This window comes from Sinorhizobium chiapasense (assembly GCF_036488675.1).
In the GTDB taxonomy this organism is placed as follows: Bacteria; Pseudomonadota; Alphaproteobacteria; order Rhizobiales; family Rhizobiaceae; genus Sinorhizobium; species Sinorhizobium chiapasense.
In genome coordinates this window covers 2,373,629-2,389,057 of the sequence record NZ_CP133148.1, presented here as the reverse complement: position 1 = coordinate 2,389,057, position 15,429 = coordinate 2,373,629, and the positions used below count along the sequence as shown (strand labels likewise).

The following is a 15,429-nucleotide window of genomic DNA, read 5'->3' as shown; positions in this document are numbered from 1 at the left end:
AAGTCAAAGTGCGAAAGCCGCCTTTGGACGTCTGATTACACTACAGTCTGATCACACTACAGACAGTAGGCTGCGGTATCGTAAGGCACCTCATCCGCCCCCACATTCCTGTGCTTGTCACAGGAATCCAGTCAGCCCAAGTCCTTGGGCTGAAAAGACTCTTCCGCGCCGCAGACGCGACGCTGCTGGATCCCTGTGACGAGCACAGGGATGACGGCGAAAAAAGCAACCGCCAGACCCAATTACGCTGCTGTCGTGTAGTGTGGCGTCTAATAATACGCGCGGGCGCTGTACTGACGCGCGCAGCGCTCATTCCATCAGTGAATTTCTGCATCAATTCGGGCATGTCCGGCGCAAGGATGAAGATCCTTTCGCCGGCACCGGTTTTCCGCTAGCGGGAGCGGGCGACCTTCTTCGGTCCGGGCAGCAGGCCTTCGCGCTGGAGCTTCTTGCGGGCGAGCTTGCGGGTGCGGCGAACGGCTTCCGCCTTTTCGCGCGCACGCTTTTCGGACGGCTTTTCGTAGGCGCTGCGCGCCTTCATTTCGCGGAAAATGCCCTCGCGCTGCATCTTCTTCTTCAGAACGCGAAGGGCCTGCTCGATATTGTTATCCCTGACGAGTACTTGCAAAGTCTATCCTTCCTTTCAACGGCTGGTTCCGTGTTTACGCGTTGGTCGAAAGCGGTTTTCGTCTTGATTTGAAGCGGGGACTCCCGGCTTCAGATTACGGCCGGCGAACCGCTTCGCGTCGCCGACGGCGACAGCTTCACTTGGTCGTCTTGGTGCTCAACGGTTTGAGCCATGGCTTGCCACTGATCATCGCCGCCGCGTCGTCCTGCCGAACCGGCAAGTCCGTTTCGGAGGCATCGATATCGCCTTCGAAGATGCGCCGGTCGAAGTTCTCGGTTCCAAAGCGAACGCGATACTGCGGCTCGCCGTATTCGGCCGCCGGCAGGGTCCCGACGATGCGGCATTTTCTGTCGGCGCTCGCCGTCCGGGTGAGGTCGGGCTTGAGGACCACGGTATCGCCAATCCTGTAGCTGTTCCGGCTCATCGCCATCTCCTTTGCGGAAACTTCCGGTGTCGGGAGCTTCCCGAGGCAAAACAAAAAGGCCGGGCATTACCCCGACCTCTTCCTGTCATCCGCACAAGCCGCTGCCAGTACATCCGTGGTCAGCGGCGGCGAATGACAAATTACGCGGCGCGCAGATTGTCGGCCGAGCTCTTGCCGGACCTGTTGTCGCGCACGATGTCGTAGCTGACCTTCTGGCCTTCGACGAGCGAGCGCATGCCGGCGCGTTCAACGGCGGAGATATGCACGAACACATCCGTCGTGCCATCGTCGGGCTGGATGAAACCAAAACCCTTGGTGCTGTTGAACCACTTTACGGTACCTGAATTCATAACGATTTCCTTTCAATCGCTGGAGTTTCCGGACGAATATTCATCCGATTTGATCGATATTTGAGAGGAAATCTGTCGAGCGCGTCGGCGCTGAGGCAAAGGTCACAAGCAATGTTCGACGGCTGTTATATAGACCCTATTGCCGAATATGCAATGGACGGGCGGAATTTAATCGCGGACGCGGATTTTGCGGGCGCGGAAATACGAACCGGAAGCGGCATTGAAACAGTCATATTATTTTGAAGAATTTCTCCCGGTAATGCGGAAAGATGTAGTCTGCGGTAAGCGGCGCGAGCGCCACGCCGCCGGTATCAAAGGGCGAAACCCATTTCACTTCCTCGATTTCGGCCGCGGGATGGAAGTGAACCTGCTCCGTCCTGACGAGGAAGACATCCGCATGGACGCGGTGCCCCGGTTCATTGGATGCCTCGGCATGGAACTCACCCAGGGCCTCGAAGGACGTGGGCTCGACGTCAAGGTCGATCTCTTCCCTGAGCTCCCGCGCCAAGGCCGCATCCGGCGTTTCACCGGGGCCGATCTTCCCGCCCGGCTGCATGAAGGCGCTCGCCCCGCGCTTGCGCACGAGCAGCGTTTGGCCGTCGGGGCGGAGCAGCAAGGCGGCGGCGATGCGGATTGTGGTCAAGGTTGCTCACCTTGCTGCGCGCCGGATTGAGGATGGCACAATAGGGTTGAAAGCAAGTGAGGCCAAATGCGCTTCTATCAACTAGAGGCCACGTGGTTGGTGGGCAGGAGTCGGTTGTAATAGAGCCTGTGATTGCGACGAGGCCAGACAAAAAAAGGGGTGGTAGCGAGAAGCTAGCGCCAGGCATTCTACGCCACTGACGAGTGAAGTGTAGTTGAGTAGCGTTTATTCCGCTGGCGCGTTGCCACGCGTCGGATGCGAGGCGACATGAACTGCGTTGGCAATGCTTCTCATTAGTCGAAACGATCGCTTTTGCCGCGTTCATAAGCGGCAAGAAACCGCTTAGCCTGTGTGAAATGCCGGTCGCTTGCGTCCGAAGCGTGTCTCTCAGCCTCCTTTGTGAAGGCCGCGACATCCATTAGTTTGTCTGTCCATTCCGGAACATGTTCATATTCTCCTTCCGCAGACGAGGTAACTGTACCCACCAGAAGATCGACGATGTGCGGAAAGGAATCGTCATTTCGGGCTTCGTCATTCAGGTACTGAGTTACAGCTTCTTCTTGGGAGGCCCCCCTCCAAAACCAGATGAGGTCCGAAGGACTAACTTGTTCCCAAATGGCCCCTGTGTCAGCGAGACGCTTTATGACTTCGATCAATCGATTGCGGACCAGATCTTCGTGCCCAGCAAAGCTCAAGCGTTGTCGATTTCCTTGATCCGAATTTTGATCGCCAATGGCTGTCCTAACAATACGGCAGAGAATACTGATATCTTCGGCCTCTTTGAGAGTGCTGAGAATAAGATTGGCCCGATGCTGTTCATCGGTAGCGTCCAGCCCGCGAAAAATGGCATTCGTGATGCGCTGATAGTTGTCTCGCCGGCTGATGAAGGAGCGCTCCTCATCCTTAAACTGAGCCAATGTTTTGCTGCATCGGATAAGGGCTTGAAACCATGACAGAGGAATAGGACGGCCATCTCCAAACTCAGAAACAAGTTCTTCTAGGAATTGAGCGCGCAAAGATGCTTGAAATTGTCCGGTGGCCGCCGCGCGTGTGAGGATGGTTGCAATCGCCTCATCAGGGCTATCAGATGCGATAATCTGGGACATGAAGCTCTTTTCCCACGCTCCCAGCGGTGGTGCTATGTCGAAATACGCCCGGGAAAACTCGAGGAGATGAAGACGCTTTTGAGCACGCGACCTAGAGTCTTCATTGGTTGAGCCGTATGTTTGAAATGCCTCCGCCACACGAGGGAAGAGCAATGCCAGAGCGCGCGTACTCAAATCGTCTTTCTCGTAGCCTTGTTTTTCGATAACCTCTCGCAGCCTACGACGACCATCAGCGCCGGCAAATTCAAAATCTTCACCGCAAAGGCTTGAAAGATTTTGCCTGATCCAACTGTAGAGAGAAACGTCTTTTGCTAGTAAAACCTCAAGAATAAACAGATCTGCGGGGTCCGTGAATTCTCCCACATCACTATGTGCGATCTTGAATGCATTCCCTATCCGCACTACGTCGCGCGGCGTTTTTATATGATGTGCGGCAAAATTCCTCCAAGCATCTCCGAATCTCTTGCGTGTATTCTCGTCGGCATTCGTCAATGAGTCCTCAATAAGAGGCTCAAGCAAGTTTACCAGACTGTTCACCGCAAGCATGGGTAAGCGACGCTGATACTGAACTATTTTTTCAAGGTAGAGTGACCCGTCGCCCGATTTTCCCTGGTAGACCTTTTCGAGGTGTTGGGCGAGCACGTCGAGATGATAGCCTAGGAGATAAACGACGTTGGGTAAGCGTCCCAATCCCTTCACCAAAGAAATCATTTGTGCGGCTTCGCTGGGCGTTAACCTATCGAGGTCGTCCACCACGACAACGATTTTGCTTGGAGCTATCGTTTTCAGCCGCTGTTCCAGCGCCCCCTTGAGGTCATCTAGGGACTTTGATTCATCGGCGTAGTTCTTTAGCCAGCTGCCGCCCACCCTGAATATGTTTCCTACGCCAGACGATCCAAAATCGGCGAAAGCACCTGCTATAGGAGCTAACTCCGAAATCCGCGCGGCATAGGCTTTGAAAGCGCTTGCAACATCTTCACCCAAAATTCCGTCGACTGCTCGCGCCAAATCCGAAATAAAAGTTGCCGCGAGCGATGATGCGCTGGGGATTAACCAAGGCGAGAAATTAACAACGAGATTTCGTGGAGCTCTTTTCCTCGCTAGATCCAACCGGAAATATCTATAAAGAGCTTCGGGTGGTATCGGCGGTGTTGCCAGCCTCCGTGCTACGCTCCTATTAAACTGGTCTAGCGACAAGTAAGAGAAATCGCTGTTTGAATGATCGAATTCCGGCGCAACTTTAAAATAGACGGGGGCCAGAGCGTCCAGTTCGTCATGAGATAAAGCCAGCGGCGCCTCACCATGTTGCAGTTTCCGAGGGCTGCTTTCCTCCATCTCTAGATGGCGTAGAGCTTGGACGACCATGTTTATCACGCTGGTTTTGCCTGAACCCCATTCACCGTCGAGCCCAATAACAAAACCGCTGTCCAAATCGGTGAGGCGATCGATCTTACGGGCCAAACTCTTCGCAAAACTCGCCCGTCCGAGACGGTCATCACAGCTAAACAAAATCGGCGGATCGGCGGGGTTCATTTTCTTCACCAGCAAGGGACGGAAAACACAACCTGTACATGTGGTGGAAGGATCAGCAACTCCGTGAAACGCCTATCCCCGACTTTAATCCGATCGCCCTTGGAGTAACGGTGAAACAATCCCCCTCCATCCCCCCTGTCACACCCCTGTAAAACACCCGCTCTATCCCTCGGCCCCATCTTTCTCCCACCGAGGGCAATCCCATGAAAACGCTTCTCTCCGCCGTTGCCGCCGCGCTCGTCGCCGGTCTTCTTTCCACAGCGGCTTATGCCGAAAGCCTGGTGCTTTATACCAGCCAGCCGAACGAGGATGCGCAGGCGACGGTGGATGCGTTCAAGGCGGCGAACCCCGGCGTCGAGGTCGAGTGGGTGCGCGAGGGGACGACGAAGATCATGGCCAAGCTGATGGCCGAGATCGAGGCGGGCAATCCGGTGGCGGACGTGCTCTTGATCGCCGATACGGTGACGATGCAGCGGCTGAAGGAGGGCGGGCATCTGCTCTCTTACAAGTCGCCGGAAGCGGCGGGCTATGATGCCGCGCTCTATGATGCGGACGGCGCCTATTACTCGACCAAGATGATCACCACCGGCATCGTCTACAACACCTCTGCTGAGATGAAGCCGGAAGGCTGGCAGGATCTTGTGAAGCCCGAGGCCAAGGGCCTCGTCACCATGCCGAGCCCGCTTACCTCCGGCGCGGCGCTGATCCATGCCGAGACGCTCGCCGCCATTCCCGGCCTCGGCTGGGATTTTTACAAGGCGCTCGCCGAAAACGGCGCGACGGCCGCCGGCGGCAATGGCGGCGTGTTGAAGGCGGTCGCGACCGGCGAGAAGGCCTATGGCATGCTCGTCGATTTCATGGCGATCCGCGAGAAGGCCAAGGGCGCGCCGGTGGAATTCGTCTTCCCGGCCGAGGGGGTTTCCGCCGTCACCGAGCCGGTCGGCATTTTGCAGACCGCGAAGAACGTCGACGCTGCGAAGAAATTCGTCGACTTCCTCCTCTCCGAGGAAGGCCAGAAGGTCGCGGTGAAGATGGGTTATATCCCGGCCCGCAACGGCGTGGCGCTGCCGGAAGGCTATCCGGCCCGCGAAACGATCAAGGTACTGCCGGTCGATGCCGCCGCGGCGGTCAAGAACTCCGAAGCGGACCTCAAAACCTTCTCCGGCATTTTCGAGACGAACTGATCGGCTGATGACGCGAGCGGACGAGATCGCCCGCAGCCGGCGCCGAAGCGCTCCGGCGGAATCTGACGCGGAAGGCGGCTCCGGATTCCCGGAGTCGCCTCGACGCTTTTTGTCCAGGGCGGGTTTCGGCCCATTGCGGTTTCTATTCGGTGGCGGGGAGGCGGCGGAAAGCCGGCCTCCCCAAACCGCTTCCGCAAAACTGCCGAACGTACTGGCGCGGGCGTTGAGCGGCGTCGAGTTGCCGGCGATGCCTCACGTTACGGAAGATGGTTCCCTTAAGGACAGCTTGCCAAGCGATGGCCGGGCAGGGCGCGCCCTCCGCTCGCTGAGGCGGCGATCAGCGTCTGGCGAGCCGGCCTGGCTTCTGCCCTTCGTGCTCGGTGCCGTGCTGCTGCTTTCCGTGCTGCCGCTCGCCCGTCTGGCCGGGGCGGGCTTGAGCGGGCTTGTCGTCGGTGAGGCGGCGCGGCTCATTTTCGAGCCGGCAACCTTTGCCGCGCTTCGCAACACGCTTGTTACCGCCACCGGCGGCATGGTCGTCTCGCTTCTCCTCGGCTCGCTCTTCGCCTTCGCTGTGGCGCTCACCGACGTTCGCGGCAAGCTGATTTTAAGCTTTGCCTTCATGCTGCCGATGATGATCCCGCCGCAGGTGACGGCGCTTGCCTGGGTCGAGATGTCGGGGCCGGCGAGCCCGCTTTTAAAGACGCTCGGGCTTGCGCCGCCGCTCGGCAGTCCGCAGCCGCTCTATTCGCTTTCCGGCATCGCGTTGCTCCTCGGCGTGCAGCATGCGCCGCTCGTCTTCCTGGCGCTGAAAGCCGGGCTTGCGGCGAGCCCGCGCGACGGCATCGAGGCGGCGCGGCTTGCGGGCGCCGGCCCGTTCAGGGTCTTTCGCGATATCGTGTTGCCGCTGGCAACTCCGGGGCTGATCGCCGGCGGGGCGATCGCCTTCGTCTCCGGCATCGGCAATTTCGGCATTCCGGGGATCCTCGGCATTCCCGCCGGCATCGAGACCTTGCCGACGCTGATCTTCAGCCGGCTGGCAAGTTTCGGCGCCGCCACCTTCGGCGAGATTGCGCTGATCTCGACGCTGATCGCGGTGATCTCCGCCGGCGGGCTTCTTGTGCAGCAGCGCGCGCTTTCCGGCCGCGACTATCGCCTGATCGGCCATTCCGGCGCACGCGCCGCCTTTTCGCTCGGGCGTTGGCGCATCGCTGTCGAGACGCTGCTTTCGGCGGTGCTGGCGCTGGTGCTGGTCGCACCGCTCCTCGCGCTTATCGCAAGCTCGCTGGTGCCGGCCTATGGCGTGCCGCTCAATTTCAAGACCATGTCGCTCAGCGCCTATGGCGAGATCCTGTTCCGCCAGTCGATCACGCTGACGGCGCTGAAAAATTCGTTGTTCCTCGCCTCCACCGCGGCGCTGGGTCTGCTCGCCGTCACCGTGCCGGCCGCCTATCTGATGACGCGGCGGAAGGGCGCGCTCGCCAACCTCATCGCCATCCTGATCGAGATCCCCTATGCGCTGCCCGGCATCGTGCTCGCCGTCGCCTTCATCCTCACCTTCGTCGCGCCGCTGCCGTTCATCGGTGTCTCGCTCTACGGCACGATCTGGATCATCCTCGCCGCCTATTTCTCCTCCTTCCTCGCCGTCAGCCTCAAGCCGGTAATGAGCGCATTCATGCAGATGGACCCCTCGCTCGAGGAGGCGGCGCGGCTTGCCGGCGCCGGCTTCTCGCGCCGCATGCGCGATGTGCTCCTGCCGCTGATCGCGCCCGCCGCCGGGGCCTCCGTCATCCTCGTCTTCCTGATCGCGGCGAACGAGCTGACGGTCTCGGCGCTGCTCTGGTCGGCGGGCACGCAGACGCTGGGTGTTGCGATCTTCAATCTCGACGACAGCGGCTCGTCCGATCTCGCTTCGGCGCTCTCGGTGCTCGTCGTCCTCCTGGTGATCGCGCTGATGGCGGCGCTCGAATTTTTCGCAAAGTACCTGCCGGAGGGCGTGCTGCCGTGGCGCAACTGATCCTCAACCATCTCACCAAGGATTTTGGAGCCGCCAAGTCTTTCGGGAATGGCCGGCCGGCGGTGGCCGACGTCTCGCTGGCGCTGCGCCGCCAGGCCTTCCTCGCGCTCCTCGGCCCGTCCGGCTGCGGCAAGACGACGGTGCTCCGGATGATCGCCGGCTTCGAGCAGCCGACGGACGGCTCGATCTTTTACGGCGATCGGCGCCTTTCGGATGCCGAGCGCGCGCTGCCGCCGGAAAAGCGCAACATGGCGATGGTGTTCCAGTCCTATGCGCTCTGGCCGCACATGACGGTCGCGGAAAATGTCGGCTATCCCTTGAAGGTGAGGGGCATTTCCGGTGTTCCATGGCAGAAGCTCGTGGGCGAGGCGCTGGCACTGGTCAAACTCACCGAGCTTGCCGAGCGGCGGCCGTCGGCACTGTCCGGCGGCCAGCGCCAGCGCGTGGCGCTCGCCCGCTGCCTCGTCACCCAGCCGGATGTGGTGCTGCTCGACGAACCGCTCGCCAATCTCGACCAGCATCTGAGGAAGGCGATGGAGGAGACCTTTCGTGCCTTCCACGAGCGCTCCGGCGCCACCATGGTCTACGTCACCCACGACCAGGCCGAGGCGATGGCGCTGGCGACCGACGTCGCGGTGATGTCGGAGGGCCGGCTCCTGCAGGTGGCGCCGCCGGCGGAGATTTACGCCAAACCGGAGGGCCGCGTCGTCGGCGGCCTGATCGGCCGCGGCAGCATCTTGCGGCTGCCGGTGGCGGAGAACGGTGAGCGGCAACTCGGCTGGCCTGTGCTGCGCGAGGCGCTCGGGTCGCGCGATGCGATTGGCTCGGCCGGCGCGCGCCTTGCCGATGTGCTCGTGCGGCCGGAACACGTCCACCGCGGCACCGATGGTATTCTCATGCGGGTCATGGCATGCGTCTTCGAAGGCGAGCGTTTCGCGCTCGACCTTTCGCTTGGCGACGGCCAGCGCCTCAAGGCCTTCAGCAGCGTCGCCTTGAGCGAGGGCGCGCTCGTCCCCTTCGTCATCAGCGCCGGCTGGCGGCTATAGGACGTGGCACCCCCCTCTGCCCTGCCGGGCAGAGGGGGTATCAGCACTCGCTGCATACTGGATTAAAAATAAAACTGGTTGAAAAAAGCAATCAGTGTGGCATACTCCTGCCACTGGCGGCGGAAGCCATTGCCAAACACAGGAGGAAACAATGAAGCTCTACCAGGGCATGGGGCCGAACTCCTATCGCGTCCGCATCTTCCTCAAGGAGAAGGGGATTGATGTGCCGATGCAGGAGATCGACTTGATGACGGCCGAGCACAAGGCGCCGGACTTCCTCAAGCTCAATTCGCTCGGGCAGATCCCGGTGCTGGAGCTTGACGATGGCACGATCATCACCGAAAGCGTGGCGATCTGCCGGTATATCGAGGAGACGCATCCCGAGCCGCCGCTCTTCGGCACCGACGCCGTCAGCCGCGCCAAGGTCGAGATGTGGAACCGGCGGGCGGAACTGGTGATCTTCGCGACGATCGGCAATGTCCCACTCCATTCCGATGAGCTCTTCAAGGATCGCCTCACGCAGTTTCCCGCCTTCGCGGAGACCGAGCGGCTGGCGGTTCCGAAGAAATGGGCGTGGCTCGACCGCGAGCTTGCCGACGGCCGGCCGTTCCTCGCCGGCGACAACTTCTCGATCGCCGACATCACGGCCGGCGTCTGCGGCTGGCTAGGTGAGGTCTTCGGCATGGAAATCCCGGATTCGCTTGGGAATGTGAGGCGCTGGAACGAGCGGGTCAGGAGCCGGCCGAGCTGGAACGTGTGAGCGGCGGATTGCCACGCGATCTGGCGGGCCGGTGGCCGGCCGACTCCGCCGCTTGGCACGCTGAGCGTTCGATCGCTCCGAGGCAACCTGTTTTCCCCACAAATCGGACATAAGGCCGGGGAACCAGCGCCGGGCCTGCACGTTCCTCTCAGCAGCACGACAATGGCGGCGGCGGAGGAACCCAGCACACCGCCAGCAACGGAGGCGGCGCCCAATGTATCTCATGGCCCTTGCGACAGATTACGACGGCACGCTGGCGGAGGACGGCGTCGTTCGGGAGGAAACGCTGGAAGCCCTGAAGAGACTGAAGGAGACCGGCCGCAGGCTGCTGCTCGTCACCGGGCGTGAGCTGCCGGATTTGAAGCGTGTCTTTCCTCACACGGACCTGTTCGACAAGATCGTCGTCGAGAACGGCGCCTTGCTTTATTCGCCCGACGGCGAAGAAGAAAAGCCGGTCGCGCCGGCACCGCCACCGGCTTTCGTCGAACTACTACGGCGGAAGGGCGTCGACGACATATCGGTCGGGCGCTGCATCGTCGCCACCTGGGAGCCACATCAAGCTGCCGCGCTCGAAACAATCAAAGAACTGGGTCTCGAACTCGAGATCATTTTCAACAAGGGTGCGGTGATGGTGCTTCCGACCGGCGTCAACAAGGCGACCGGGCTCAAGTCGGCACTCGAGGAGATGCAGCTTTCCTTGCTGAACGTCGTGGCTGTCGGCGACGCCGAGAACGATCACGCGCTGCTGAGGACGGTCGGTTGCGGTGCCGCGGTCGCAAACGCCCTGCCGGCGCTGAAGGACACGGCCGATCTGGTGCTCGTTGGCGCGCGCGGCGAAGGCGTCGAAGAACTGATCGCCGAGATCATCGAGCGCGACCACGCGCTTTGCATCAACGAGCGGCACCGGGTTCCGATCGGCGAGGACGCCGACGGGTCGGTCGAAATCGGGCCGCGCGACGTGCTGCTGATTGCCGGAAGCTCCGGCAGCGGCAAGTCGATGCTGGTGACGGCGCTTTCGGAGCGGTTGCAGGAGCGGCGCTCACAGTTCTGCGTTTTCGATGCGGAAGGCGATTATGAGGGCCTCGAAGGTACCGTGACCGTGGGCAGCAATCTGGTACCGCCCACGGGCGGCGAGATCGTGGAACTCCTCGCCAATCCGGACAACAATGTTGCGATCAATGCGCTCGGCCTTGAAGTCGAGGAACGCCCGGAGTTCTTCGCCGAGTTGATGCCGGCCCTGTCCGCCTTTCGCGCCAAGACAGGCAGGCCGCACTGGCTGATCATCGACGAGGCGCATCTCGCCCTGCCGGCGTCACGCGACAGCGCTTCGCTCGCTCTTGCGGACGATCGCTCGGGCATGATCATGATCACCGTTCATCCGGATTCCGTTTCTCCGGACGTGCTCGCGGCTGTCACCGCCGTTGCAGCACTCGGTCCGAAGGCGCGCGAGGCGATCGAGGTTCTTTGTGCGGCTGTCGAAGAAGCGCCGCCGGACGGTCTTGACGAGCCGCGGGCGCACGATGAGGTCCTTTTCTGGCAGCGATCGAGCGCCGCGCCCGTGCGGCGCATCCGGGTTGAAAAGCCGCGGCAGGTCCGCAAGCGCCACACGCGCAAATATGCCGAAGGCCATCTGGACGAGGAGGCGAGCTTCTATTTCCGCGGTCCGGACGAAGAGATGAACCTGCGTGCCCACAACCTGATGATCTTCCTGCAGATTGCCGAGGGGATCAATGACGAGACCTGGGAGCATCATCTGCGGGGCGGCGACTACTCGAAATGGTTCGGCGAAAGCATCGGCGACGCGGAGCTGGCAGAGGAAGCCGCAGGGATCGAGGAGGATCGCTCGCTCTCTCCCGCCGAGAGCCGCGACGGGATCGCCGAGGCGGTGCGCCGCCGCTACATCGCAGCCGCATCGGGGTAGGACTGACCCGTTTATATCGCATCATTCTTAGCGTAACAGGGGCTGCCAATGAACATCCTCTCGCATGCCGACCAGCCGCTCGAGGAATGGCGCCCGGGCGTACAGACCCGGATGAATGTCGCCGCTTCCGTGGGCGCAAGCGAGCTCTGCATATTCGAGCAATGGGTCTTGCCCGGCGCCGGGGCGCCCGACCATTTCCATTTCGTCGAGGAGGTACTGACCGTGCTGGCGGGCGAGGCGGAGATCCGCCTTGGCGCGCAGCGCGCAGTCCTGACGCCCGGTCAATCGCTGATCGTTCCCGCCGGTCTCCGGCACGGCTTCCGCAATATAGGCTCGGCGACGCTTCATATGCATGCAGTGCTCGCCTCCGCCTGCTTCGAGGCGGCGTTCGACGACCGCGAACCACCGCTTCGGCGATGGGCTACGTCGCGGCCGATCGAGCAGACGTAGACAATCGCCCTGCCTGCCTTGATCCCTGCCGACGCGTGCAGTGCCATTTTCTGAGTCTGGCCGCACGTAGCTGTGGACTTGCCTCGTTTTTGCCGTTCTTGCCTTCTCCGTGGCCTTTTTGAGTTCCTAAAATGAGCGACTGATTCGCGCCCGCACCGCTTTCGTCGCAGTTTTCGGGGACGGACGAGCCCCACGAAACTGCCCAAGGAGAAGAGCCATGACAGAGTTCAAGAAGCCGATCATCACGGAGATGCGTCCGAAAATCACTGTCATCGGTGTCGGCGGCGGGGGCGGCAACGCCATCAACAACATGATCACCGAGAACCTGCAGGGGGTCGATTTCATCGCCGCCAATACCGACGCGCAGGCGCTTTCGATGTCGAAGGCGGAGCGGCGCATCCAGCTCGGCACCGCCGTCACCGAGGGCCTCGGTGCCGGCTCGCTGCCGGATATCGGCAATGCGGCGGCGCAGGAGTCGATCGACGAGATCATGGATCATCTGGGCGGCACGCACATGTGCTTCGTCACCGCCGGCATGGGCGGCGGCACCGGTACCGGGGCGGCGCCGGTGATTGCGGAGGCTGCGCGGCGGGCCGGCATCCTGACGGTCGCCGTTGTCACCAAACCCTTCAGCTTCGAGGGCCGGCGGCGCATGCAGACCGCGGAGATGGGCATCGAGCGGCTGCGCGAGAGCGCCGACACGGTGATCGTCATCCCCAACCAGAACCTCTTCCGCATCGCCGACGCGAAGACTACCTTTGCCGACGCCTTCATGATCGCCGACCGGGTGCTTTATTCGGGCGTGAGCTGCATTACCGATCTGATCGTCAAGGAAGGTTTGATGAACCTCGACTTCGCCGACGTGAAGACGGTGATGAAGGGCATGGGCCGGGCGATGATGGGAACGGGCGAGGCGACCGGCGAGAGCCGCGCGATGATGGCGGCGGAAGCCGCGATCGCCAATCCGCTGCTCGACGAAGTCTCGATGCGTGGCGCCAAGGGCGTGCTGGTCTCGATCTCCGGCGGCATGGACATGACGCTGTTCGAGGTCGACGAGGCGGCGACGCGCATCCGCGAGGAGGTCTATGACGAGGCCGACATAGTCGTTGGCGCGATCTTCGACCGCACGCTCGACGGCACCTTCCGGGTCTCGGTGGTGGCAACGGGTCTCGACAGCCCGCGCACGACCGGCGACACCCAGGGCCAGCCCGAGATGGTCAACGGCCAGCCGGCACAGGTTGCATCGCGCACGCTGCAATAGTTCTTTGAAACGACGCAATTCCGGAGGCGAAACCATCGCACACGGAATTGCTTTGAATTTACGCAATTCCGCACGGAAAACCGTTACACGCTTTTCCTGGAATTGCTTAGGCGGGGGAGCCGGAGAAGCAGCGGCAAAAGGCGAGCCTCCTCGTCCCGCAGCTTCTCCGGCACTGTCTATTGCGGCAGTCCGGCCCGCTCGAGGTCGGCGGCGAAGCGGTCGATGAAGTGCTCCTGCATGACCGGAATGCCGCCGAAATAGAATTCGGCGCGGGCCTTTTCGAGCGTCATCTCCGGCCGGAACTTGAGAAGCTCGGAGAGCGCCGCAGGGGCCGCCCCGGCGTTACCCTGTGCGCCGACGACCGCCGTCAATACCATCGCCGGCCAGAAGGTGGTGTTTTCCTGCCTGAGCGACGCACGGGCGGCGGCTTCGGCCTCCACGAGCCGTCCCGACTGGTAATGCGCGATCGCAAGCATGTTGTGGAACGTCCAGAGATGCGGATCGCGCGGGCTCAGCCGGAACGCCTCGTTGATTTCGGCGATGCCCTCCTCGGGGCGCTCGACGTAGCAAAGCGCCTGGCCGAGGGCGAAATGCCCTTGCGCAAAGCTCGCATCGAGTTCGAGCGCGGTGCGCAGGTAGGTGATGCCGCGTTCCGGCTGGCCGCGCAGCGCCAGCGCCCGGCCAAGGGCGAGATGGGCAGCGGGTTCCCGGCTGTCGAGCGCGATCGCCCGCTCCGCGAGCCGGATGGCATCGGTGATCCTGGCGCCCCGCTCGTCCATGGCGCCGTACCAGCCGAGCTGGATGTGTACATAGGCGAGGCGCGCATAGGCCTGCGCGAATGTCGGATCGACGCCGGTTGCGTTTTCAAAGAGGTCCTTCGCGATCTTCAGGTCATCCAGATTGAACTTGTAGAGATGCCAGAGGCCTTTCAGGTAGATGTCCCAGGCATCCATGTCGGCGGCGGTCTGTCCGCGAAGCGCGGCGAATTCGATGATGCCGAGCTCGGGCCCGACCGTCCCGGTGATCTCGCCGGCGATCTCGTCCTGCAGCAAGAAGAGGTCATCGAGCGTCCGGTCGTAGCGCTCCGCCCACAGAAGCGTGGCGCTTTCCGCGCGGAGCAACTGCGCGGTGATGCGGATGCGGTCGCCGGAGCGCCGGACGCTGCCCTCGATCACGTATTTGACGCCGAGGTCTTCGGCGGCCTTCCGGACGTTGACGGGCTTGCCCTTGTAGGCGAAGGAGGAGTTGCGGGCGACGACCTGCAGCCAGCGGCAGCGCGCGAGCGTGTGGATGAGCTCCTCGGTGAAGCCGTCGGCAAAATGCTCCTGCTCGTCGACGCTCGACAGGTTGATGAAGGGCAGCACGGCGATCGACGGCCGCTTGCGGTCGGGCAGGGTGCGAGCGGACGGCGGGCGGTCGGACCGCGCCTCTCCATCGGGTCGAGCCGCTGCCGGGCTGCCGGGCTTTTCGTCCGGCGTCCATCGCCAGACGCGAACGGGGTGACGAATGTCGGCGAGCGTGCAACGGCCGAGATCGGTCAAGGGAACATCGAGCTTTGCGGCGATATGGTCGTGGACCTGTTGCGACAGGCAGATGCCGCCCGGAGGGGCGATTTCCTGAAGCCGCGCGGCGACGATGACACCGTCGCCATGGATGCCGTCATCCTCGACGATGACGTCGCCGAGATGGATGCCGATACGCAGGTGCATGTGCCGGTCGGGGTCCATGGTTTCATTGCGCCGGAGCATCGCCTGCTGAATCTCCAACGCTGAGGTCACCGCCTCGACGACGCTCGAAAACTCGGCGAGCAGGCCGTCGCCGATGTGGCTGACGACCCGCCCGCCATGACCGGCAATGGCGGGAAGGATGACTTCCGTCTGATGGGCCTTCAGTGCCGCGAACGTGCCGGCCTCGTCATGCCGCATCATCCGGCTGTAGCCGGAAAAGTCCGCGTCCAGAATTGCTGCCAGTCGCCGCTTCATGCGCCCCTTACTCCCGGTTGGAAGAGTAGCAATCGCGTGATTGGGAGTCCATGAAAGTGCCGGTGCTGCAGGGGCTGGTCGGCAATATGCCAGAGATGTGATCCGGCCGCGTCTTGCGACTCTCGGG

At 62.0% G+C, this 15,429-nt stretch carries 13 protein-coding genes; 7 read left to right on the top strand and 6 right to left on the bottom strand.

The genetic code is table 11. The features are described from left to right. Positions 1-391: 391 nt before the first annotated feature. From rpsU to RB548_RS11585, 5 genes are all read right to left on the bottom strand, one after another. Positions 392-628 carry a 30S ribosomal protein S21 gene (gene rpsU, locus RB548_RS11605; RefSeq protein WP_180938254.1) on the bottom strand — a complete coding sequence of 79 codons (237 nt, stop codon included), beginning with the start codon at positions 626-628 and terminating at the stop codon, positions 392-394. A gap of 136 nt (positions 629-764) precedes the next feature. Then, positions 765-1,052 (bottom strand): cold-shock protein, encoded by a 288-nt coding sequence (locus RB548_RS11600; protein ID WP_331371466.1) that lies wholly within the window; start codon positions 1,050-1,052, stop codon positions 765-767. Between the two features lie 140 nt (positions 1,053-1,192). Then, complete coding sequence (locus RB548_RS11595) at positions 1,193-1,402, bottom strand: cold-shock protein (RefSeq protein WP_331371465.1); 210 nt, start codon at positions 1,400-1,402, stop codon at positions 1,193-1,195. 229 nt (positions 1,403-1,631) lie between these two features. Further along, entirely contained in the window at positions 1,632-2,045 is a 414-nt protein-coding gene (locus RB548_RS11590; protein ID WP_331371464.1) for an NUDIX hydrolase, read from the bottom strand. Between the two features lie 293 nt (positions 2,046-2,338). Beyond that, positions 2,339-4,684 carry a KAP family P-loop NTPase fold protein gene (locus RB548_RS11585; protein ID WP_331371463.1) on the bottom strand — a complete coding sequence of 782 codons (2,346 nt, stop codon included), beginning with the start codon at positions 4,682-4,684 and terminating at the stop codon, positions 2,339-2,341. Positions 4,685-4,887: 203 nt separating this feature from the next. Here RB548_RS11585 and RB548_RS11580 point away from each other — a divergent pair, with 203 nt between their 5' ends. From RB548_RS11580 to ftsZ, 7 genes are all read left to right on the top strand, one after another. Beyond that, positions 4,888-5,868, top strand: a complete 981-nt coding sequence (locus RB548_RS11580; protein ID WP_331371462.1) for an ABC transporter substrate-binding protein — start codon at positions 4,888-4,890, stop codon at positions 5,866-5,868. Positions 5,869-5,875: 7 nt separating this feature from the next. Continuing rightward, positions 5,876-7,882, top strand: coding sequence for an ABC transporter permease (locus RB548_RS11575; protein WP_331371461.1), 2,007 nt, complete (start codon positions 5,876-5,878; stop codon positions 7,880-7,882). Further along, positions 7,870-8,928 (top strand): ABC transporter ATP-binding protein, encoded by a 1,059-nt coding sequence (locus tag RB548_RS11570; protein ID WP_331371460.1) that lies wholly within the window; start codon positions 7,870-7,872, stop codon positions 8,926-8,928. The genes RB548_RS11575 and RB548_RS11570 overlap by 13 nt, the downstream gene beginning before the upstream one ends. 151 nt (positions 8,929-9,079) lie before the next feature. Then, entirely contained in the window at positions 9,080-9,688 is a 609-nt protein-coding gene (locus RB548_RS11565; RefSeq protein ID WP_331371459.1) for a glutathione S-transferase family protein, read from the top strand. 214 nt (positions 9,689-9,902) lie between these two features. After that, entirely contained in the window at positions 9,903-11,609 is a 1,707-nt protein-coding gene (locus RB548_RS11560; protein ID WP_331371458.1) for an HAD family hydrolase, read from the top strand. A gap of 48 nt (positions 11,610-11,657) precedes the next feature. Beyond that, positions 11,658-12,059 carry a cupin domain-containing protein gene (locus RB548_RS11555; protein WP_331371457.1) on the top strand — a complete coding sequence of 134 codons (402 nt, stop codon included), beginning with the start codon at positions 11,658-11,660 and terminating at the stop codon, positions 12,057-12,059. Between the two features lie 217 nt (positions 12,060-12,276). After that, positions 12,277-13,320 carry a cell division protein FtsZ gene (gene ftsZ / locus RB548_RS11550; RefSeq protein ID WP_331371456.1) on the top strand — a complete coding sequence of 348 codons (1,044 nt, stop codon included), beginning with the start codon at positions 12,277-12,279 and terminating at the stop codon, positions 13,318-13,320. Positions 13,321-13,496: 176 nt separating this feature from the next. On the opposite strand, the gene RB548_RS11545 is transcribed toward ftsZ, so the two are convergent. Further along, positions 13,497-15,302, bottom strand: coding sequence for an adenylate/guanylate cyclase domain-containing protein (locus RB548_RS11545; protein WP_331371455.1), 1,806 nt, complete (start codon positions 15,300-15,302; stop codon positions 13,497-13,499). Positions 15,303-15,429: the final 127 nt, after the last annotated feature.

What these genes read in the sequence shown, in the direction of transcription:
- RB548_RS11600 (WP_331371466.1), bottom strand. Translation starts at nt 1,052, where the DNA reads ATGAGCCGGAACAGCTACAGGATTGGCGATACCGTGGTCCTCAAGCCC.
- RB548_RS11595 (WP_331371465.1), bottom strand. Translation starts at nt 1,402, where the DNA reads ATGAATTCAGGTACCGTAAAGTGGTTCAACAGCACCAAGGGTTTTGGT.
- RB548_RS11585 (WP_331371463.1), bottom strand. Translation starts at nt 4,684, where the DNA reads ATGAACCCCGCCGATCCGCCGATTTTGTTTAGCTGTGATGACCGTCTC.
- RB548_RS11580 (WP_331371462.1), top strand. Translation starts at nt 4,888, where the DNA reads ATGAAAACGCTTCTCTCCGCCGTTGCCGCCGCGCTCGTCGCCGGTCTT.
- RB548_RS11575 (WP_331371461.1), top strand. Translation starts at nt 5,876, where the DNA reads ATGACGCGAGCGGACGAGATCGCCCGCAGCCGGCGCCGAAGCGCTCCG.
- RB548_RS11565 (WP_331371459.1), top strand. Translation starts at nt 9,080, where the DNA reads ATGAAGCTCTACCAGGGCATGGGGCCGAACTCCTATCGCGTCCGCATC.
- RB548_RS11560 (WP_331371458.1), top strand. Translation starts at nt 9,903, where the DNA reads ATGTATCTCATGGCCCTTGCGACAGATTACGACGGCACGCTGGCGGAG.
- RB548_RS11555 (WP_331371457.1), top strand. Translation starts at nt 11,658, where the DNA reads ATGAACATCCTCTCGCATGCCGACCAGCCGCTCGAGGAATGGCGCCCG.
- ftsZ (WP_331371456.1), top strand. Translation starts at nt 12,277, where the DNA reads ATGACAGAGTTCAAGAAGCCGATCATCACGGAGATGCGTCCGAAAATC.
- RB548_RS11545 (WP_331371455.1), bottom strand. Translation starts at nt 15,302, where the DNA reads ATGAAGCGGCGACTGGCAGCAATTCTGGACGCGGACTTTTCCGGCTAC.